The organism is Amycolatopsis arida (assembly GCF_900115565.1).
GTDB lineage: Bacteria > Actinomycetota > Actinomycetes > Mycobacteriales > Pseudonocardiaceae > Yuhushiella > Yuhushiella arida.
Genome location: NZ_FOWW01000001.1, coordinates 969,957 through 990,172 on the forward strand (window position 1 = coordinate 969,957; position 20,216 = coordinate 990,172).

Annotated in this window: 15 protein-coding genes and 1 other RNA gene; 5 read left to right on the forward strand and 11 right to left on the reverse strand. The window is 71.4% G+C overall.

Annotation, left to right across the window (positions count from 1 at the left end):
- Nucleotides 1-85: 85 nt before the first annotated feature.
- From BM051_RS04575 to BM051_RS04600, 6 genes are all read right to left on the reverse strand, one after another.
- Nucleotides 86-1,492 (reverse strand): cytochrome P450, encoded by a 1,407-nt coding sequence (locus BM051_RS04575; protein WP_092528217.1) that lies wholly within the window; start codon nucleotides 1,490-1,492, stop codon nucleotides 86-88.
- A complete protein-coding gene (locus BM051_RS04580; protein ID WP_243859546.1) occupies nucleotides 1,489-2,553 on the reverse strand; it encodes an enediyne biosynthesis protein in 1,065 nt (354 codons plus the stop codon). The genes BM051_RS04575 and BM051_RS04580 overlap by 4 nt, the downstream gene beginning before the upstream one ends.
- A 7-nt stretch (nucleotides 2,554-2,560) precedes the next feature.
- Nucleotides 2,561-4,522 carry a CRTAC1 family protein gene (locus BM051_RS04585; protein WP_092528220.1) on the reverse strand — a complete coding sequence of 654 codons (1,962 nt, stop codon included), beginning with the start codon at nucleotides 4,520-4,522 and terminating at the stop codon, nucleotides 2,561-2,563.
- On the reverse strand, nucleotides 4,519-5,496 hold the full coding sequence (locus tag BM051_RS04590; protein ID WP_279587045.1) for a DUF1702 family protein: 978 nt from the start codon (nucleotides 5,494-5,496) through the stop codon (nucleotides 4,519-4,521). The genes BM051_RS04585 and BM051_RS04590 overlap by 4 nt, the downstream gene beginning before the upstream one ends.
- Nucleotides 5,497-5,608: 112 nt before the next feature.
- On the reverse strand, nucleotides 5,609-6,598 hold the full coding sequence (locus BM051_RS04595) for a DUF1702 family protein (RefSeq protein ID WP_092528222.1): 990 nt from the start codon (nucleotides 6,596-6,598) through the stop codon (nucleotides 5,609-5,611).
- 47 nt (nucleotides 6,599-6,645) lie between these two features.
- A complete protein-coding gene (locus BM051_RS04600) occupies nucleotides 6,646-7,470 on the reverse strand; it encodes a helix-turn-helix transcriptional regulator (RefSeq protein WP_092528224.1) in 825 nt (274 codons plus the stop codon).
- A 399-nt stretch (nucleotides 7,471-7,869) separates the two neighbouring features.
- Between BM051_RS04600 and BM051_RS04605 the strand changes: the two genes are divergently transcribed.
- Nucleotides 7,870-8,475, forward strand: a complete 606-nt coding sequence (locus tag BM051_RS04605; RefSeq protein ID WP_092528226.1) for a response regulator transcription factor — start codon at nucleotides 7,870-7,872, stop codon at nucleotides 8,473-8,475.
- Between the two features lie 9 nt (nucleotides 8,476-8,484).
- On the opposite strand, the gene BM051_RS04610 is transcribed toward BM051_RS04605, so the two are convergent.
- The 4 genes from BM051_RS04610 to BM051_RS30285 all read right to left on the reverse strand — a co-directional run bounded on the left by BM051_RS04610 (nucleotide 8,485) and on the right by BM051_RS30285 (nucleotide 13,746).
- The gene (locus BM051_RS04610; RefSeq protein ID WP_166677724.1) at nucleotides 8,485-9,618 is read right to left on the reverse strand and encodes a sensor histidine kinase; all 1,134 of its coding nucleotides are present in this window, start codon (nucleotides 9,616-9,618) and stop codon (nucleotides 8,485-8,487) included.
- A 267-nt stretch (nucleotides 9,619-9,885) separates the two neighbouring features.
- Nucleotides 9,886-11,247: a SagB family peptide dehydrogenase gene (locus BM051_RS04615; protein WP_243859547.1), complete on the reverse strand. Its 1,362-nt coding sequence runs from the start codon at nucleotides 11,245-11,247 to the stop codon at nucleotides 9,886-9,888.
- 100 nt (nucleotides 11,248-11,347) lie between these two features.
- On the reverse strand, nucleotides 11,348-13,597 hold the full coding sequence (locus BM051_RS04620; protein WP_092528550.1) for a TOMM precursor leader peptide-binding protein: 2,250 nt from the start codon (nucleotides 13,595-13,597) through the stop codon (nucleotides 11,348-11,350).
- 14 nt (nucleotides 13,598-13,611) lie between these two features.
- The gene (locus tag BM051_RS30285; RefSeq protein ID WP_279587046.1) at nucleotides 13,612-13,746 is read right to left on the reverse strand and encodes a hypothetical protein; all 135 of its coding nucleotides are present in this window, start codon (nucleotides 13,744-13,746) and stop codon (nucleotides 13,612-13,614) included.
- A 387-nt stretch (nucleotides 13,747-14,133) separates the two neighbouring features.
- Here BM051_RS30285 and BM051_RS04625 point away from each other — a divergent pair, with 387 nt between their 5' ends.
- The 4 genes from BM051_RS04625 (at nucleotide 14,134) to BM051_RS04640 (ending at nucleotide 19,101) form a co-directional block, all read left to right on the forward strand.
- Complete coding sequence (locus tag BM051_RS04625; protein ID WP_092528552.1) at nucleotides 14,134-14,919, forward strand: AfsR/SARP family transcriptional regulator; 786 nt, start codon at nucleotides 14,134-14,136, stop codon at nucleotides 14,917-14,919.
- 97 nt (nucleotides 14,920-15,016) lie between these two features.
- Nucleotides 15,017-16,426, forward strand: coding sequence for a PLP-dependent aminotransferase family protein (locus BM051_RS04630; RefSeq protein ID WP_208325949.1), 1,410 nt, complete (start codon nucleotides 15,017-15,019; stop codon nucleotides 16,424-16,426).
- Nucleotides 16,427-16,670: 244 nt separating this feature from the next.
- Nucleotides 16,671-17,351 carry a winged helix-turn-helix transcriptional regulator gene (locus BM051_RS04635; RefSeq protein WP_092528232.1) on the forward strand — a complete coding sequence of 227 codons (681 nt, stop codon included), beginning with the start codon at nucleotides 16,671-16,673 and terminating at the stop codon, nucleotides 17,349-17,351.
- Between the two features lie 391 nt (nucleotides 17,352-17,742).
- Complete coding sequence (locus BM051_RS04640; RefSeq protein WP_092528234.1) at nucleotides 17,743-19,101, forward strand: jacalin-like lectin; 1,359 nt, start codon at nucleotides 17,743-17,745, stop codon at nucleotides 19,099-19,101.
- Nucleotides 19,102-19,737: 636 nt separating this feature from the next.
- On the opposite strand, the gene ssrA is transcribed toward BM051_RS04640, so the two are convergent.
- Nucleotides 19,738-20,109, reverse strand: a transfer-messenger RNA (tmRNA) gene (ssrA, locus tag BM051_RS04645).
- Between the last annotated feature and the right edge of the window lie 107 nt (nucleotides 20,110-20,216).

Consider the following 20,216-nt stretch of genomic DNA (forward strand, 5'->3'; position numbering starts at 1 on the left):
TCGGCGGGATGTGTCGGGCGGGATACCAGGACAGCAGGGGCGCGGCGGCGACGGCGTCTCCTCGGCTGCCGCGCCGGCGGGTGGGTCAGGCGGTGCGCACGGTCATCGCCAGTCCATTCCGGACGCGCAGCGACAGCATCGGCTCGGCGACCACCGGCCGGCCGGGCACCGCGGTCAACCGCAGCTCGCGGGTGATCATGGCCAGCACGAAGACGGCCTCCATCATCCCGAGGTGGCTGCCGACGCAGAACCGTGGACCGGCGCCGAACGGCAGGTAGGCGTAGCGGGGCCGATCCGTGGTCGCCTCGGGGTCGAAGCGCTCGGGGTCGAAGCGGTCCGGGTCCGGCCAGAACTCCGGGTGCCGGTGCAGGGTGTACGGGCAGACCAGCACGTCGGCCCCCGCCGGCACGGCGTAGCCGCCCACCACGTCGCCGGCCAGCGCCTGCCGGGGCAGGATCCACACCGGAGGGTAGAGCCGCATGGCCTCCTGCACGACCATCGTCGTGTAGGTCAGCCGGCGCAGGTCCCCGTGCTCGGGAAGCCGGTCGCCGAGCACGGCCACCGCCTCCGCGCGCAACCGCTCGAACACGTCCGGGTGGCGGTCCACGAGGTACAGCGCCCAGCCGAGCGTGCTGGCCGTGGTCTCGTGCCCGGCCAGCAGCAGGGTCACCAGCTCGTCGCGCATCCGCCGCCGGCCGACCGCGGGGTCGGGCTCGGCGCGGGTGGACCGGACCAGCCGGGAGAGCACGTCGTCCGCCTCGGGCCGGGTGTCGCCACCGGTGCGCAGGTGCTCGCTCACCAGCGTGGCGACCACGCGCTCCAGCTCGCGCCGGGCCCGGCGGAAGCGCCGCTGCCGGGGCAGCGGCACCCACTGCGGCACCATCGACAGCGTGACCATCTCGAACATCGCCTGGTCCTGCACGGCCTCAAAGGCAGCGCCAACCGTGCCAATGGAGTTGAATGCGTCGAGGTCGGTGTCGAGCAGCGTCCGGCCGAGCACCCCGAGGGTGAGCCCGGTCAGCTCGGCGGTCACGTCGACCGGCGGGCCGCCCGCCTTCGTCCGCAGCCGCGCGACCAGCCGGGCCGCCTCCTCGGCGACCACTCCGGCCTTGCCGGCGATCCGCCGGTGCTGGAACACCGGCTGGATCGTTCGGCGTTGGGTGCGCCAGAGCTCGCCCTCGCTGGTGAGCAGTCCGTCGCCGAGCGCCCGCCTGGCCTGCACCAGCCCGATGCCCTTGTGGTAGTTGGCGCTGTTGTCGGCCAGCACGTGCTTGGCGTGGTCGGGGTGGTTGAAGAAGTACAGCACCTTGGGCCCGATCGCCATCCGCACCGCGTCGCCGTGGTTCCGGGCCGCGGTGGACATCAGCCGGAGGCGGTCGGTGGCCAGGTCTTTCAACAGCCGCGGCGTCGCCCGGCGCGGGGGGCCGGGTGGTACCCGGGGCGGGATCCCGTCCCGGGTACCACCGACGGTGCCGGGGACCACGGCGGTCATGCCGCGGCCGCCTCGCCGGGTGGCCGGCCGGCCCGCGCGGCGGGCTCCACGGCCGGCTCGGCGGCGGGCACCGCCGAGCCGGCGGTGGGCAGGCCGGTGACCGCGGGTGCCGGCGGGGCCGCCGGCGCGCTCTCGGCCGCCGCCCGCTGCTGGGCCTCCCGCTGCTCCCTGGCCTTGTTCACGAAGTGCACCGACCAGAGGAACCCGCCGCGGATCAGGCAGACGGCCGCGGTGGCGAAGAACAGCCCGTAGGCGATCCCCGCGCCGGTGAGCAGCCCGTAGATCACCGCGACGCCGGCGCCGAAGGCGAACTGGGAGGCGGGCCGCGAGGGCGTCGTGCCCGGGTCGGTGATCATGTAGTTGGTGAACAGCACGAACGCGACACCGGTCATCATGCCCAGCGCGCCGAGGATCGCGGTGTCCAGCAGGATGCCGCGCACCACCGCCTGCAGCACGAAGAAGCCGAGCCAGCCGGCGATCAGCCACATCCGGCCGGTGAGCTTGGCGTTGAGCATCGTGCCGGCCACCAGGATGAGCACCGGGATCAGCCAGTCGACCACGCCGCCGACGTTCTCGGTGAAGTGGTACGGCGGCGCGATGCTCGCCCACGGGAACAGCAGCAGGATCACCGCGATGCCGAAGTTGGACGGGTTCATGTAGTGCCGCAGCCGGCCACGCACCGGCGCCCGCAGCACCCACTTCGCCCCGACCGCGACGGTGATCCCGAACATCATCACCAGGATCTGGTCCTGCGGGTAGGTCAACATGTTCACCGCGAGGCTGGTGATGTGCGCGGGGTAGAGGAACTCCACGAACCCGCGCGCGCCGGTGCCGGCGAACCGCACCGGCCGGCCCTCCGCCCGCGCGCCGATCGTCTCCAGCACCAGCTCGACCGTGTAGCCCGTGGCCAGCGCCACGAGCGGCCACAGCCACGGCTGCTCGAACCCGAGCAGGGTGTAGCCGAGGATGTTGAACACGGTCATCGAGATGGCGAACCGCCGCAGCGCCGTGATCACCTTCGGGTCGTGCCGGGGTGGGCTGGTCGTCTTCTGCTCGGCCATCTCCGCCTCACTTCTCCTTGGCCCGCTCGCCGAGCCGCAGCGAGTGCCAGCCCGGGGTCAGCTGAAGTTCCTGCTCCCGCACCTGACCGGTCCGGTCCCGCCACCGCAGGTGCACCCACACGGGTCCGGTGACGTTCTCGCCCAGTCCGATGTGGACGTCGGTGCTGCGCTTGCCGGAGTGCCCGCCACCGCCGTCGACCCCGCCCAGCAGGGTGCGGCCGTCCGGCGTGGTCACCGTCACCTGCGCGCCCACCACCGGGGAGCCCGGCGCGGGCAGGACACCCGGCGTCTCCGGGTCGTCGTGGGCGAGTTTCAGTCCGAGGAACGCGCCGGACTCGGGCGCGGTGTTGCGGTAGAACACCGGCTGGTCCCACTGCCGGGCCACGGCCAGGTCGAGTCGGCCGTCACCGTCGGCGTCGCCGATCGCGATCCCCCGGGTGGGCACCGGCACGTCCAACCCGAGCTCACCCGCGATGTCGACATAGCGACCGTCGCCCTCGGGTGCGAAGAACCGCAGCCGCTGGCTGCCGGCGATGTCGTCGCCCTTGGTGACGTGCGGCCACCACGCGGGGTCGGCCACCGTCAGGTCGTTGGCCGTGGCCAGCTCCTGCAGCTGCGGCCACCGGTTGACCTCGCCCTTGAGGAAGCCGGTCGCCTGCGCGATGTCCAGCTCGCCGCGGTTGGTGAAGTCGGCCAGCTTGACGTCCCAGCACCAGCCGCCCCATGCGGTGCCGGTCTCGGTGCTGCGGTCGGTCCACGGCGCCTCACCGCTCCGCAGCCGGGCGCGCAGCTCGGACGTGCTGCCGGCGGTCGCCATGAACTGGTAGTTGCTCTCCTGGATGCCGAACGGCGTGGTGATGTTGCTGACGAACATGTCGTAGAGGCCGTCGCGGTCCAGGTCGCCGAAGTCGACGCCCATGCCCTTGAACGAGTCCGCACCGATCCGCTTGGACTTGGGCAACCCGGGCGCGTTCGCGCCGAGCACCGGCTCGAAGGCGATGGTCCCCGGGGTGGACCTGTTGTGCAGCATCGCGTCGCGGCCGTGGTCCTGCGCCAGGTACAGCTCGGGCAGCTGGTCGCCGTCCACGTCGGTGGCGCTGGAGGCGAGCACCCAGCCCTTCGACAGGTCGGTGGGCAGCACGTCGTCGAGCCGCTGGTAGCGCACCGACGGCTCGGGGCCCGCGTCGGCGCCGGTCCAGCGGAAGAAGTAGTCCTCGCCGCCGTTGCTGGCGTTGGACAGCGACTCGTTCATCGCCACCCCGCCGGAGACCGAGCCGTCCAGCACCGGACCGTGCGGGAAGTAGTTGCCGAGGTAGATGTCGAGGTGCCCGTCGCCGTCGAAGTCGGCCAGCGCCACCGCGTTGCTGTTCCACTGTGGACCGGTGTAGCTCGTAGTGCCGACGTCGGGCACCAGCTCGACCGCCCGGAACGCGGCGGCCGACAGCCCCGGCGCGTCCGGCAGGGCTAGGTGCACGGTCGGGGTGCGGCCCCAGTAGTACACCAGCAGGTCCATCCGGCCGTCCTCGTTGAAGTCGCCCGGCGCGCAGCCCATCGGCGCGGTGACGTCGGTCATCGGCAGGCCACCGGTGGTCAGCGCGAACGGCGAGTACCGGTCGGCCCGCCCGGTCGGTGCCGGGGTCACCACGACCTTGTCGATCCGCGGGTCGGTGACGCACAGGTCGTTGGCCAGCCCGTCACCGTCGATGTCGTTCATCGCGATGCCCGCGCCGACCGAGGAGATCCACGCGTCGATGTGCTGGTAGTCCTTGTTGACCTCGCGGATCTCCTGCTGCGGGAAGCCACTCGGCAGGGCGATCGACAGCGGCTCGAAGCCGTACCCGCTCGCCAGCTCCGCCCGCTCCGTGGCGGAGGACTCCGGCAGGCGGCTCGCCGCGAACATGCCCGCGACGAGCACGAGCGCCACGATCCCGGCCAGCTGCTTACGCAGCCAGCGGACTGTCGCGGTCATGCGGTAACACCTCCTAGGGAAACGAACTCTGCGGCGATGCGTTGCCGCCACACCTCGTAGGCCGGCAGCTCACCGTCCACCGGCGACTCCGGCCGGAGCCGCTGGGTGAGCTCCGCGGCCCGCACCGCCGACGTGCCGCAGAGCACCTGGGCGGCCCGCTCGGTGTGCGGCACCAGCAGCTCGGCGCGCACCCTGGCCTCGGCGGCGAAGGCGGCGCCCTGGGCGACCTGGGCCCGGTGCTCGCCAGCGCGCTCGCGCAGCAGCACCAGCTCCGCGCTGTCGCCACCACCGGCGTAGGCGGCGGCGAGGCCGACACCGCCGTACAGGTCCGCGTGCCGCTTCCGGGGGAACCGGTCGATCAACTCGGTGACGCGCCGGGGGTCGGTGCCCCCGACGAACCACAGGGCGCGGCCGATGCCCTGGTCGATCGCGGAGTCGGCGTACCCGCGGGCATCGGCCGGCCAGGGGAAGGCGGGTTCCCGGTAGTGCTCGTGCACGTAGCGGCGGGTGGCGAAGTAGGCCTGGTGGAACCCGTAGCCGTCGAGGATCAGCCAGCGCAGCAACGGGTCGAACACGTCGCCGCGGGGCCAGCGGAACCGGGGCAGCCTGGCCATCGCCCACCCGATCCCGACGTAGACCATGTAGACGTGCCGCTGCGCCCTGCCGGCGAGGAAGTCGACGACGTGCCGACCGCCGCCGAGCGGAAGGCCGTCGAGCATCGCGTACCCCATGGCCGCGCCCTCGTAGGCGAACCCCTGGAACCGGGTGGGCACCTGCTCCAGCCGCGCCTCCGCGGCGGCGACGTCCCGCGCCTCGACGGCGTACGCGTAACCGTCCAGAAACGTCCGTCCGACCGTCTCGAGCAATTCCTGAGCCTGCGGGCTCTTCTTGTGGAAACCGCGGACGTCGAGCGAGGTCGCCGAGACGTTCGGAGTGAGAATTCGGCGCCTGAGGGCGCGCCAACCGTTGCCCAACTCGCTCTCCCCCTCATCGGGTGGAAATCCTGGCGAAAAACTGCCGGAGTTCATCGTGACGATCACGACCCCGGCGCGGCTACTCCGGAAATGCGGACCGGTCGTTACCCGGTCACTTGTCGTCGAAATGCGACCGGATCGCCCGTCGCCACAGCTCGTACGGAGGAACGGCCGGGTCGGCGGGGTCGGACGAGTCCGCCGTGACCTCCGTGCGGTCGGCGAGCGCCACCGCGTCGGCGACCGACAGCTCGGCCACGGCGGTGAGGGCCGGCGCGGTGTGCGGCGGCAGGTGGCCGGCGTGGTCCCGGGCCTTCACCGCGAACACCGCGCCCAGCGCCAGGTCAGCGGCGTGCGAACCGGCCAGGATCCGCAGCTTGGCGAGGTCGTCGGGCGGGCAGCCACCGGCGAAGGTGGCGGCCAGTCCCACCCCGCTCCACAGGTCGGCCCAGCGGTGCGGGCCGAACCGTTCGACGGCCACCGCCACGTCACCGGCCCTGGCCCCGTGGATGAACCACAGCGCCCTGCCGATGCCCTGGTCCACCGCCCGCGGGAAGTAGTCCGGGGCGCCCGCCCACGGGTAGGGCCTCGGCACCCGCTGCTCGTCAACCCAGCGGCGGGTGTCGAAGTAGGCCCGGTCGAACCCGTAGCCGTCGACCGCCAGCCAGGTCATCGTCGGGTGGTAGCGCTCGCCGGGCAGGTCCGGCAGCACCGCCTTCCACAGTGGGCGCGGAAGCCGGGCCATGGCGAACCCGATGCCGATGTAGGTGAGGAAGAGGTGCGGCCGGCCGGGACCGGACAGCAGCTCGGCGGTTCGGTCCCTCCGCCCGCCGGGCATGGAGTCCACAATCGAGAACGCCATCGCGGCGCCCTCGTAGGCGAACCCGCGCAGCTCCGGCTCCACCATGGCCAGGCGCCGTTCGATCTCCTCCAGCGCGGGCGCCTCGACCGCCCACTCGAACCCGCACACCACGGCCTGCGGGATGCGTTCTAACCGCTCGACCGCCTCCGGCTCGGCCGGAGGAAAGCCACGGGCCCGGAAGCTCACGTCGGTCAGGGAGGGCGCCAGGAAGTACCGGCGCAGCGTGCCGAGGAACGTGGACATCAGAGCCTCCTTGGGCGGGGACGCCGGCGCGCCCTGCTGGTTCTGGCTTAGGCGGCGATCCGCAACGCGGGGCGGCGGGGCACGTTCAGCCGACCGCTGTCGGAGGAGGTCTGGGTGGCCAGCGTGATGGCGATCGGCGGGTCGGTGGGCTGCAGTTCCCGCAGGCGCAGGTGGATGTGCACCGGCCGGCCCCGCACCACGGTCACCTGATGACGTGTCGTGCCGAGGTAGACCGGTCTGCCGGGGAGGCCGTCCGCCCGTTCCGCCGCCGCGATGACGTGCCAGCGGCCCGGCGGGACGTTCGGGATGGTCATCCGGGTGGAGCCGGTGTACGGCAACGCGGTGAACGCGACCGGGCCGCACTGCGGAATCCGTTCGGGGAACACACCGACCAGCACGTGCGCGGGGCAGACCGCCGGCGGCAGCTCGAGAACTCCGGTGATCGTGGTGCTTCCCGGGTGCGGTCTCGACGTACAGCTCTTGCCGGCGTTGCGCAGGGCCTCCAGCGAAGGCAGCCGAAAGAAGTCGTGGGCGAGCGCGAGCAGAAGTTCACCCACCGCCGGGTCGCGGTACTGGGTGGGGGTCATCCCGACGGCCCTGGTGAACCGGGTGGTGAACGTGCCGACGCTGCTGTAGCCGATGCTGCACACGATGTCGGACACGGTCAGCGAAGTGGTCAACAGCAACCGCTTCGCCTCGAACATCCGGATCGCGGTGAGGTAGCGGCCCGGCGTCACCCCCGTCGCCTTCGCGAAGATGCGGGAGAAGTGGAACTGGCTGACGAACACCTCCGCCGCCAGCTCCTCAAGCGTGATCGGGTCGAAGTAGCGCTCCCGCATCGCCTTGATCACCTGCTGGACAGGAAGCTGCATGGCCCCTCCTTGCCACGTCGAAGACGGGATCAGGCCCCTGTCCCGTCACCCCCGGGTCGGTGCCGGGAGATGCCGTGCCGGTCGACGAACGATCCGTCAGCCCGACTACCCGAGCTGGCGTCCGCGAGGCTCAGGGTCCCTCCACCGGAGCACGCCTTCCACCGGTCCGGTGATGCGGTTATCCCTTATCGCGCCGTGATCTCGAGTGATGGAGCTAGCATGACCCACAGGGCTCTTTGGGAGGTCAAAGTGGGTTCGAGGGCGAGGTGAATCAGTAATAGGTGAGCCGGGTAGGAGCTGAAAACGGCACCGTCTGTCAACAGACCTACCCGAATGCAGTAAGGACATAGCCCGAACGGAGTGACTCCGTTCGGACGAGGCGAGAACGAAGGGCGGACATTGATCAAGGTCCTGCTGGCCGAGGACGTGCACATGGTTCGCGGCGCGTTGATCGCGCTGCTGGGCCTGGAGCCGGACATCGAGGTGGTCGCCGACGTGGCGTCTGGGGACGAGATCCTGCCGACCGCCCACAAGCACCGGCCCGATGTCGCGGTCATCGACATCGACCTGCCCGGCAAGGACGGGCTGACCGCGGCGACCGAGATCCACGAGGCGCTCCCGGACTGCCGCACCCTGATCCTGACCAGCCTCGGCCGGCCCGCCACCGTGCGCAGGGCGCTCGCCGCCAGGGTCAACGGCTTCATGCTCAAGGACGCGCCCGCGGACAAGCTCGCGAACGCCATCCGGGACGTGACCGCCGGCCGGCGGGTGGTGGACAGCCAGCTCGCCCTCACCGCCTGGGACACCGCCGACTGCCCGCTGACCAGGCGGGAGCTGGAGATCCTCCGGCTGGCAGCCGCCGGCCACAACGCCGCGGACATCGCCGCCCAGCTGTTCCTCTCCCCCGGGACCGTCCGGAACTACCTGACGACGGTGGTGAACAAGCTCAACGCCCGCAACCGGGTGGACGCGATCCGGATCGCCCGCGAGTCGGACTGGCTGTGACCCGGCGGGTCAGCCGACCGGCACGGTCCCGGCCAGCGGCACCTCCGCGCGCAGCCGGAACTCCCCGTCGGACTCGGTAGCCGCGGTGAGCGACCCGCCCAGCGTCTCCACGCGATGCGAGAGGTTGCGGATCCCGCTGCCCCGACTCGGCTGCGGATCACGCTCGACCCCGTCGTTGACGATCTCCAGCAGGGCCACCCGGTCGACTCTCCGGACGGTGATGTCGCAGCGCTCCGCCTTGCTGTGCCGCAGCACGTTGGTCACCCCCTCGCGCAGCACCGTGGCGAGGACGCTGCCCACCGGCCGGGGGAGGTCCCGCACCTCGCGTTCGAGCCGCACGTCGATGTCGGCCGCGCTGAGCAGGGATCGCGCGGCCTGGCACTCCTCCTCGAACGAGAGGTCGCGGGACCCGCTGGCGACCGCGCGGGCATCGGCCATCGCGCGCCGGGAGACGGCCAGGATCTCGGCGAGCTCGGACCGCGCGCGGTCGGGATGGTCCTTGAGCAGCCGGTCCGCCAGCTCGCACTTCAGCGCGATCGCGGACAGGCTGAGCCCGAGCAGGTCGTGCACGTCACGGGCGAACCGCAGCCGCTCCTCGGCCACCGCCAGCCGGGCCAGCTCGCCCCGGGCGGCGTGCAGCTCGTGGACCAGGCGGACCAGGCGGGTGAGACCGAACACGACCAAGCCGGTGATGACCACCGAGATCATCAGGTGGACCACGGTCAACGGATCCTGGTCGTACCGCAGTCCCAACCCACCGATGCTCGCCACGACTCCCGCCGCCAGGGGTATCGCGACCTTGGGAGTCAGCGCGACCAACAGGCTGCCGACCAGGAAGCCCGGGACTCCGACCCAGGTGTAGCCGTACTGCAGGATGGGCAGATAGACCAGCGCGGCCTGCGCCGTCAGGACCATCGCGGTCGGCATGGGGCGGAAGCGGAGCTTGGGCCGGCTGATGTAGCCGAGTTGCAGCGCCAGCAGCGCGGCCACGTAGACCGCGCCGAGGGCGACCTGGACCGGAGGTTCGTTCACGCGCAACAGGCTGAGCACGGAGACGACGGCGAGCGTCGCGAAGACGGCCGTCACGATGCCGTACGCCATCCTCGGTGCCAGGCTCACCCCCAGCCGGTCGTCCACACCCACCGAGCTTTCCGACGCGAAGACCCGATCCACTGCTCTGTTCGTCGTATCATCGGCACTCGATTGGCGTACGGTTCCCTGGTCGCGGCCCGCGTCGTTCATTGCGTCTCCCCTCGCAGCCGCGTAACGCAACTGACCTGGCTCGACCCTACGTAACCCGAGACAACGGAGCAATTGCCGTAACGAGACCTCCGCGCTCGGCCTGTCGCTCGGCCCGCCGCGTCATTCCCCGCTACTGGAATTCCGTTCGGCAACACGGTGTTCGCTCGTTCAGCCGAGAGAGTCGAGGACGCACTCCCCAACGCTGACTTCGGCTGGGGAGTCGATGCGCAACAATCGGTCCACCGTTCCGCTGGCGTCGACCGGAACCGCGTGCGCCGACAGTCCCATCGCCTTCGCCACCAGGTAGAGGGTCTGTTGCAGCGCGCCGACGTGGGTGAGCGTGGTCGCGTAGGCGGCCCCACCGAAGATCCAGGCGACGCGCTCCATCCTGCTGGTGAGCGTGAGCAGCGCGGGCGGTCGGCGCACGCCGCCCGCCGCGACCTTGGCCATGTCCAGCAGAATGCCCGGTGCCGCGCGGTCGTCATTGACCATGGTCAGCACGTGGTCCAGCGGGTCGTAGTGGTAGACGGCCTCGGGCAGCCCGGCGCACCGCCCGACGCTGACGTAGATCTCGAGCTCGTAGAGGCACGCGACGTTGAAGTACGGCCGTTGCGACGCTTCGTGACTGGTCCCGGTGTGCAGGTAGGCCGGCCTCACGGACCTGACTCGCGCACTGCGGTAGAGCAGCCCGCCCAGCTGCTCGAGGGTCAGCATCCGGTCCGACAGCTCCGGGCAGCCGTGCTCGGACTCGAGCAGCGCCGTCAGCGAGGGCTCGTCCGCACCGGCTGGGCGCGGCTCCGGCCGCGGTAGCGGGAACCGCTTTCCCGCCGGCACCGGCTTGCACACCGTCGGCGGCGCGGCGAGCGCACCGCTGACGAGTGCCTCCGACGGCGGATCCGCGTGCCGGGACCTGCTGCGGGTGTGGAACAGCAGCTCGTGGTGCGCCCACAACCGCAGCACCGGGTCGCGGTCTTCGGCGAAGTGGCCGTCCGGCTCGCCGACGACCACGACGGCGGCCGCGACCAGGAACTCCACGATGTCGGCGACCACCGGGGTGGGCGCCGGCGAACCGGGCCGGAGCTGGTGGACCGGCGCGGGCACGCCCAGTGCCGCGGCGACCCGGGTGGCCAGGGGCTGGTGCAGATGCACCTGGTAGGAGGCACCCGGCGCGTCCACCACCAGCTCACCCTCGACAGTCCGCAGCGTGGCGAACCGGGACAGCCGCACCGGCCGCCCCGGTGGGATCGGCGCCGAGCGGAACGCGGCGGTCGGCGAGACCGGCACCGCGGACAGCAGCGGGGCCTGGCCGTCGTGCAGCGCGAGCGAGTGCACCAACGACCCGCCGAGCAGCTCCAGCACGCCGGTCAATCGCTGCTCCACCGCGCCGGTGCCCCGCGCGATGTTGGCCAGCGACACCGGCCCGAAGCTCATCCGGCGCAGCAACTCCCGAACGACCTCGTCCGCACCACCCAAGTGCACCTCGCCCCATCGGCTGACGACCTGCAGTGGGCCGTCGGGATCGCCTTCCACCAGCGTGTCCTCGCTCAGCGACCACCGTCGGACGGTAGCCGGAACGGAACGGTTCGACGAGGAATCCACCTCGTTCTCCTCCGGGAATCGGGCCGCTCGTTCACAGGAACATCGGCATTGGATTGAGTTCCTCGTACGGGGTCGGCCGGGAAATCCTGCCGAGCTGGACCGGAACCTCGAAAAGCCTACCGGGCCCGAATCGCGCCCAGAAGTGTCGCAGTCCCGGCACGATCGTCTTCACCACGGGAAGCGCGATGTCCGGCCGGGTCTGGTCGAGCACGAATGTCTCCAGCCCGCGCTCTCCCAGCGCCGCGACGAGCGCGTCGACATCCGCCGCGAGGTCGGTCCGCGGCCGATAGTCGAAGGCGTCCGGGCCCCGGGCGGCCTCGCCGGTGGTGGGCCGCAGGTAGGGCTGGTTGGCCACCGTGGCGTGCTCCCACCAGTGCCGCGCGTCCCGGTCGGTCGTGGGTATCTCGTCCGACGAGTCGGCCGCCAGCGTGGCGGGCATGAGCTGGTTCAGCTCGGTCAGCGCGCGGCGCAGCGCCAGTCGCGGGTCCAGGTGCGCCCCGAATCCGAACAGGATGTGCTCCCGCCGCGTGGACCGACGCCGTGACACCGCCGCCATGACCGGGACACCGAGGTCCGCGGTGAGGTCGAGCACCCAGAGCTCGCGTCCCAGTTCGAAGTAGAGCTCCCGCATCTCGACGTGCCACGGGTCGGCGAACGCGTCGAGGTCCACCTCGGGCTGGGACGTGCGGTTATACCACCACAGCGCCACCGCGTCCCGCTCCACCAGCTCGAGCAGCCCCTGCAGCACGGCGTCGGCGAGGCTGCTGCCGGCGGCGTTGCCGTTGGAGTCGGCGGACAACGCCCCGGCGTTCGAGCCACCGGGCGCCCCGTAGTAGAGCATCGCGGTGGGCAGCAGGCGGTGCCGCTCGTGGGTCAGCGACCACACCGGTGTCCAGTCCGTCTCCGCGGTCTCGTCGAAGACCTCGAGGACGTGCTGGAACGGGCCGTGCGTGGCGTTCCACTCGGCACGCCCGCGGAACTGGCGCTCGTCGAACAGCAGGCACTCGTTGGGATGGATGGCCCGCTCGCCCAGCGAGCGCAGGCTGCCACGGACCCGCTCCTCGTCGCCGTGGAACCGGCCGCTGTGGCGTTCCACCGCCTCGCACAGCGCGCCCACCTCCGCGTCGAGGGCGGTCACGCCCTTGCCACCGCTCTCGTCGCGCAGCCCCCGGTACACCGAGTCCAGGTCACCCACCCGCGCGCCGAGGTTCGGGCCGGAGCGGAACGAGTGGAACGAGGCGGGACCGCGCGGGTCCCGGGTGATCTCCTTGATCACGCCGGTCACCGGGCTCATCAGGTGGCGGTAGCGCTCGAGGACTTGCTCGGGTCGAAGGCTACGGTGCCCACCACCCGCGCCGGTGACCTTCGGCGTCGGCGGCACCCGTACCGGCCGCCGGGCCTGCCGGGCCATCAGCGAGACGTCACCGCACTCCGAGCACTGCGGCCGGGCCCTCAGCTCGTGGAACCGGCCACCGAGGTCGAGGCTGTCGAAGGTCCACACGGACCGCTGCCCGGGGTGGCGGTGGCCACCGAGCCACTTCACCAGCTCCAGCGCGACGAGGTTGGCGGCCGCCGCGGCGAGCGGGGGCACCGACACCGCCGCGCGGGGCGCGGGGCCGCGGCGGCCGAGCATCGACTGGACGCACGCCTCCGCGTGCCGGTGGCGCCAGAGGCGGTGAGCGAGGCAGTGCCAGCACGCCGATTCGCCCGGCTGGAAGATCGGCCCGATCCAGACCTGGGCACCGATCGGCTTGGCGAGCAGCCACGGCCGGCCGGTCGCTCGGTGCGCGGCGTCGATCTCCGCCAGGTCGGGATGGAGATAGTCGTCGCACAGCACCAGGGAGACATCGGAGTCGCCCGCGCTCAGTTGGAGCCCCGCCGCCTCCAGGGCGGCGGAGACCGCGGCGGTGTCCCCCGGTGCGCCGGCGGTGACCAGGTTGACCCGCTTCGTGGTGTCGCGTACGTCCGGGTCGATACCGCACGCGTCCCAGTAGGCGAGCGCCGGCTCGGCACTCCCCTGCGCGTTCGGCGGGCGGAAGGCGAGGAGCCCGGCCCGGGCCAGCCGGGTGAGGACGTGCCGAACCTGGTCGGCACCCATCCCACCCGGTCTGGCCCCGAGCACGGTCGCGAGGTCCCGCGTGCCGTCGAGCAGTGCGACCAGCGCCCCGATCTGCGCTCCACGCAGGGCCGTGACCCCGCGCTCCGAGAACAGGAAGGCGCCCTGGTCGAGACTGACCTCGGTTCGCAGGTGACGCTTGAACCCCACCAAGCGCTCGGCCATGGAGCCGAGATCCATCAGGCGGCTCTCTCAGAGCGCTCCGCCTTGGTCCACTGCGAAAGGCCGAGGTGCAGTGTTCTCGGGTTGCTCCACTGGTCGAACTCGTCGATGGTGAACTCGATCGGGTGAACTCCGGGGGTGGTGTCGAGCACCGTCCCACCGACGTGGTTCACTGGGCGAGCGCCTGGCTGCTGCATGGGAATCCCCATCCTTTCGGGTCTTGCGGACTTGCCATGTGTTGCGACTTTCGGATGTTGCGATCCGGTGTCGCGGTGGCTAGAGGATTCTGTGTCGGCCATCACGGCTACTGCCAGTGCTCGGCTCATGCGCCGTACGTGGCTTTCTCATAGGCCCAACGGGTGTGATTCACGGTCGTACTCGTGGCACTGGCACTCCCGCCGGACGCCGGTCTTCTGCGAGGGTTCCGAGAAGATCGACCGCCGCTGGGCGCACGGACGACCTGGGTGGAACGGCCCGCGGCGGTGTGACAGATGGGAGCACCCGCGATGGCCGCCGAACCCGCCCCCCAGGACACCCCGATGACACCCGACGACAGAGACGTCAGCTTCACCCTGCTCGGTCCTCTGGAGGTGCGGAAGGACGGCCGCGACCACGCACCGACCGCGCCCAAGATCCTCCAGCTGCTCGCGATGCTGCTGCTCAGGCCCGGCAAGGTCGTGCCCGCCGAGCTGATCATTAAGGAGCTCTGGGCGGACAACCCGCCGCGCAGCGTCCGTACCACGATGCAGACCTACATCTGGCAGCTGCGCCGGTGCATCGAGGAGAACGGGCTCGCCGCCGACGGCGACGAGATCCTCGCCACGAAGCCGCCGGGCTACGTGCTGCACGTCGCCTCCGCCCAGATCGACGTCTTTGCCTTCCAGCGGTTCGGTCAGCAGGGCAGGACCTTGCTCGACGAGCGCCGCCACGCCGAGGCGGCCGCCGCGTTCCGGTCGGCACTCGGGCTGTGGTGGGGTCCCCCGCTGGCGAACGTGAACTCCGGCCCGGTGCTCTCGGCGTACGCGATGGACCTGCAGGAACAGCGCCGTACCGTGCAGCACCTGCGGTTCCAGGCCGAGATCGAGGCGGGCATGCACCGGGACCTGATCGGCGAGTTGCGGTCCCTGGTCGCCACGAACCCGCTGGACGAGAGCCTGCACAGCCAGCTGATGCAGGTGCTCAGCCGCAGCGGGCGGCGGGTCGAGGCGCTGGCCACGTACCGGCAGCTGCGCGCCAAGCTGAACGAGGAGCTCGGTCTCGAGCCGTGCCTGGAGTTGCAGGACCTGCACCACCAGCTGCTCTCCGCCGGCGAGCGCGTCGCCTGAGCCTCATCCACAGTAGACGGTGTCGGTGCTGCTCCGCCGGCCCCACACCGGTACCACCCCGGCATGCCGTCCCCGGCACGGCCGCGAGGAGCCGACCATGAGCGCACCTTTCCGGAGCGGCCCGGTCACCGCCCCGATACCCGATCCCGGCCCGGCCGCGCTCGCCGAGCGGGCCGTCCGAGCGCTGGCCGCGGCCGACTCGCGGCTCTACCAGCTGCTCGCCGATGACCTGCGAGCGCAGGCCGGGACCCTCTCACTGGTGGCCTCCGCCGGCGCCGGCCCCGTCTCGGCGCTGGCCGGTGCCGGCGCCCTCGGCACAGTCGCCGCCCACGGGTATCCCGGGCGCCGGCTTCGGGCCGGGTGCGCGGAGGCCGACGAGGTCGAACGGCTCGCGGTGCACCGTGCCATGGCCGCGTTCTCCGCCCGACACGCCAACGTGCAACCGCACTCCGGCACCGCGGCCAGGTCGAGTGTCTGTTTCGGACTGCTCGAGCCGGGGGACACGATCCTCGTGCCGGACCCGGCGGGCGGCGGGCAGCACGCGCTCGGTTCGCCGGTCTCGGTGTCCGGCCGGTACTTCACGGCGGTCAGCTACGGCTTCGACACGGTGGGCAGGGTCGACGACGACCGACTCCTGCGGCTGGCGCGGCGGTTCCGGCCCAAGATCGTCGTGTGCGCGGCCGGCGACCATCCCCGGACACCGGACTTCGCCCGGTTCCGCGCCGTCGCCGACGAGGTGGGCGCCTATCTACTGGCCGACATCTCGGAGGTCGCCGGGCTGGTCGCCGCGGGGCTGCACCCCAACCCCGTGGACGACGCGCACATCACGACGGCGAGCACCGCTCAACTCGGCGCGCGGGGCGGGGTGATCCTGCTCGGCAAGGACGCCGACACGCCGGTGCCCGGTGCGCACCACACCCTACGCCGACTGGTCCAGCGCTCGGTGTTCCCGCTCACCCAGGGCGCCGCCGACGCCGCCGCCGTCGCGGCCAAGGCGAGGGTCTTCGCGCACGTCACCACCGAGGGGTTCGGCCGGCAGGCGCGGCGGGCGGTGGCGGGGGCGCGGCGGATGGCCGCCGTGCTGCTCGACCACGGGCACGACGTGCTGACCTACGGCACGGACAACCACCTCGTGGTGACGAACGTGATGTCCCGCGGCACGACCGGCGTGGTGGCCGAGGCGGCGCTGGAGTCGTGCGGCCTGCTGACCGCGCGAGCGCGCGTGCCCTTCGACGTGAAGCCGCCACAGGTGGGCAGCGGCCTGCGGGTGGGCAGCAACGTCCTGGCGGCGAGGGGGATGTCGGCCGACGACATGGCCGGCTGCGCGGAGCTGCTGGACACCGTGCTCGGCGCGGTGACGCCACGGTCGGACACGGAGTACTCGCTGCCCGACGCGGTGCGGCTGCGGGTGCGGGACGCGGTGACGCGGCTGTGCCACCGGTTCCCGCTGCCGGATTATCCGGTTCGGGAGGACCCCTCGGACGGAAGGGCGGCCACGGCATGCTGACGGCACGAACCGCCACCAGATCCGGCACGCTGTCCTCTTCTGCCGTGCCGGGCGATCGTCACCAGCCAGGAGGGCGAGCGGGAGACGTCGTGGCATCGTCGAGGGCTTCTCGAGCCCTTCCGTACACACTGGACGGTGTAGAGCTGGCTGGCGAGGTGCTGACCGTGCCCCCACCGAGTCCCGACGCCCCGTCGACACCGACAACCACAACTCAACGACAGCGGAAAACGATTATGGGAGCATCATGACTGGTCGAACCTATGGGCAGTTCTGCGGTGTGGCGCGAGCGTTGGAGCTCGTGGGCGAGCGGTGGTCGCTGCTCGTCGTGCGGGACCTGCTACTGGGGCCGAAGCGGTACACCGACCTGCGGCAGACGTTGCCGAAGATCCCGGCGAGCATCCTGTCCGCCCGGCTCAACGAGCTGGAGCAGGCGGGAGTGATCCGCCGGAGGGTGTTGCCGCAGCTCGACGCCGCGGTGGTCTACGAGCTAACCGAGTACGGCAACGAGCTGGAGCCGATCATGCTGCAGCTCGGGCTGTGGGGTGCGCGGTCGCTGGGCGAGCCCGGGATGGATGACGTCTTCACCCTGGACTCGGCGATCCTGTCGCTGTACACCACCTTCCGGCCGGAGTACGCCGCCGGAGCGCACGTGACCTACGAGGTCCACTACGGGAACATGGTGGTGCACGCGATGGTGGACGACGGCATGCTCAAGGTGGCCGAGGGTGCGTACCCGGACGCGGACCTGGTGATCGTGCCGATGGGCTCGATCAAGCCGATGCTGGCCGGGGAGATGACGCCGCGCCAGGCACTGGACAGCGGCGCGGTGCGGGTCACCGGCAGCCCCGAGCTGCTGACCCGGTTCGCCGAGATGTTCCGCATCCCGCCGGCCCCCGCGCGGGTCGCCGGCCTCGCGGTCCGCTGACCGGCACCCGCGGCGCGGCCGATGACGTCCGGGCCGCGGCGGGTCGCGCGTCCAGCCTTCGGCGGCCCACGACCCTCCGCGGCCCGACGGCACGAGTGCGCACCGCTCGTGCACGGTACTTCTCGTCCGTGGCCACCGATCACGGCACCCAGATCGCCAGGTCGACGGAAGGCACGGGGGTGCGGTGAACGGCGAGAGTGGGCACGGCGGCCACCGTGCTCGGTGCGCCGCCGCCGGCCGCCGCGAGCCGCCGGCCGGTCCGGCGTGGCCGGGGGCTACCTGACGTGCCGTTCGCCCCCCACGGCGTCGCGCATGTCAACGTCGACATCCGCTTCGCCGTCCTCGAGTGACTCCCTGGACGATCCACCATCGGCACCGGCAGGATTGCCTGATGCGGATCGGAACGCTCCGCGCCGCCGCCGTTCTCGCGGTGGCGTCCCCGGCGGGCCCGGTGGACTCCGCCGCGGCGGAGCCGGCGGCCACCGGCGGGCAGTTCTCCGTGCTCACCTACAACATCGCCGGCCTGCCCGAACTGTTGTCCGGCAGTGATCCGGAGAGGAACACCCCGGTCATCGGGGAGCACATCAACGCCTACGACGTCGTGCACGTCCAGGAGGACTTCAACTACCACGCCGCGCTGTACCGCACCAACCGCCATCCGCACCGGACCCCGACCAGCGGCGGCGCCGGCCTCGGTGACGGACTGAACACCCTCTCCCATCACCCCTACGCCGACTTCGCGCGAGTCCGCTGGAACGCCTGCAACGGCACGGACTGCCTCACGCCGAAGGGGTTCTCGTTCTCGCGGATCAGGCTCGCCGAGGGCGCCTACGTCGACTTCTACAACCTGCATCCCAATGCCGGGGTGTCCCCCGCCGACCTGGCCGCCCGGCGGTCGAACATCAGCCAGCTCTCGGCGTTCATCGCCACGTACTCGGCGGGCAACGCCGTCGTCGTGATGGGTGACACCAACACCCGGTACACCCGCGCCGAGGACAACATCCGCGAGCTCGTCGTCGCCAACGGACTGACCGATGCCTGGGTCCAGTTGGAGCGCGAGGGCCGGGCTCCGGCGGCGGGCAGCCCGGCACTGGTGTGCGACCCGGACAACGTCACGGACGTCTGCGAGGTGGTGGACAAGATCCTCTACCGGGGGAACCGATACGTCCGGCTGACCGCGACCGACTACCGCAACGAGCACGGTCGGTTCCTCGACGCGGAAGGCAAGCCGCTGTCCGACCACTACCCGATCGCCGCCACCCTGCGGTGGAGCCTTGACGAGAGCCTGCGCCTCACCGACCAGGTCGGCGGTCCGCACGGCGTTCCCTTCACCGACGTCGATCGGGTTCCGGTTCCGGCGCGGGTGAGCAGGGTGGCGATCCGCTCGGGCGAACGCGTCGACGCCGTGTCCACCACGTTGGCCGACGGGACGGTGTTCGCGCACGGCGGAAGCGGTGGAACGGAGCGTGCGCTCACGCTGTCGCCCGGCGAGTATCTTACGGAGATCACGCTGGACACCGGGCAGAAGGACGGCCGCACGCGGATCTTCCACGTCCGGTTCCGCACCAATCTGGGCAGGGTGCTGTCCGGCGGTACCCCGACCTCGTCGACGGGGACCCACACCGCACCCCCCGGCTGGCAGATCGTGGCCTTCCACGGCCGTGCCGGCGCCGAGCTGGACAAGCTGGGCGTGATCCAAACCCGCGTGAACCAGTGGTACGCCCCGTTTCCCCGCGTCCCGCAATCCTGAGGGCGGCATTGACGTGGGACGGGTCCCACGTGGCAGGACGCGAGCCGAAGGCGACCTCGGGTAGCCGCCCACGGACCGGACCCCACCTCGGGCCCCCAGGAACGCCCCAGCCTGGCGAACGAAGATCTCGCCGCCCGGAACGAAGACCTCGCCACCCCGAACGTAGATCTCGGGCTCTCGATCGTAGATCTCGCCCCGAACGGGGGGACACGCACCCATCCGCCTACCACCCCCGCCGTGTACCCAGCAAGCGAGCGCCAGCGAGCGAAGCGACCACCAAGGCCGCACATAGCCAAGCCAAGGCCACCCACAGCCAACCCACCCGGCCCGCCTACCGACCCCCCGCGTGGCCCCAGCAAGCGAGCGCCAGCGAGCGAAGCGCCCCAGAAGTCCCAGAGCCAGCCCCAGCCAAACGCACCCTCACCCACAAGGCGCCTACCACCCCCGCCGTGTACCCAGCAAGCGAGCGCCAGCGAGCGAAGCGCCCAAGCACATGGCTGGTTCACGACCAACGTCACCAGCGCTCGCCAGAGGTGGGGAGCTCGCACCGTGGGGGGGTGTGGGGGGGCTCGGCCCCCCACTGCGAGGACCGGAACACGAAACGGCGAGCGCTCTCCGCGAGCACTCGCCGCCGACGTGTGGAGGTGCCGGGAATCGAACCCGGGTCCTCTGGCGCCTTTCCAGGGCTTCTCCGTGCGCAGTTCGCTGTGTCTCTACTCGGCCCCACCGGTCACGCGAACAAGCCGGTGTGACGGGCCCAGCCACTGTTAATGTCCCAACCGGTCCCCGTGGCCGGGACCGGCGGTGAGCCTCCTAGCTGATGCCGGCAGACCGGGTCGGAGGCTTACCCGGGCCGACAGACTCGCACTCGCTCAGGCGGCGAGGGCGAAGTCGCGCTGACTATTCGTCTTGGCGCTTGTTTTAGTGCGACGACGCTTACGGTGGTCTCTCGCCTGCACCGGCACGCTTCCCCTGAAGCAACGTCCAGAGTCGAAACCGTTCACCCCCTCGGGCTGGTTGTTGGCCTGCCACCCAGTCTAACGCGGCGGGCAAGCCGCATATTTCCCCCGCCGGGCGCGTGGCCACGCGCCCGGCGGGGTGGGGTTGACCCCACC

Excerpts from the sequence above, each read along its gene's own strand:
- BM051_RS04575 (WP_092528217.1), bottom strand. The coding sequence starts at position 1,492 with ATGACCGCCGTGGTCCCCGGCACCGTCGGTGGTACCCGGGACGGGATC.
- BM051_RS04580 (WP_243859546.1), bottom strand. The coding sequence starts at position 2,553 with ATGGCCGAGCAGAAGACGACCAGCCCACCCCGGCACGACCCGAAGGTG.
- BM051_RS04585 (WP_092528220.1), bottom strand. The coding sequence starts at position 4,522 with ATGACCGCGACAGTCCGCTGGCTGCGTAAGCAGCTGGCCGGGATCGTG.
- BM051_RS04595 (WP_092528222.1), bottom strand. The coding sequence starts at position 6,598 with ATGTCCACGTTCCTCGGCACGCTGCGCCGGTACTTCCTGGCGCCCTCC.
- BM051_RS04600 (WP_092528224.1), bottom strand. The coding sequence starts at position 7,470 with ATGCAGCTTCCTGTCCAGCAGGTGATCAAGGCGATGCGGGAGCGCTAC.
- BM051_RS04620 (WP_092528550.1), bottom strand. The coding sequence starts at position 13,597 with ATGGCCGAGCGCTTGGTGGGGTTCAAGCGTCACCTGCGAACCGAGGTC.
- BM051_RS04625 (WP_092528552.1), top strand. The coding sequence starts at position 14,134 with ATGACACCCGACGACAGAGACGTCAGCTTCACCCTGCTCGGTCCTCTG.
- BM051_RS04630 (WP_208325949.1), top strand. The coding sequence starts at position 15,017 with ATGAGCGCACCTTTCCGGAGCGGCCCGGTCACCGCCCCGATACCCGAT.
- BM051_RS04635 (WP_092528232.1), top strand. The coding sequence starts at position 16,671 with ATGACTGGTCGAACCTATGGGCAGTTCTGCGGTGTGGCGCGAGCGTTG.
- BM051_RS04640 (WP_092528234.1), top strand. The coding sequence starts at position 17,743 with ATGCGGATCGGAACGCTCCGCGCCGCCGCCGTTCTCGCGGTGGCGTCC.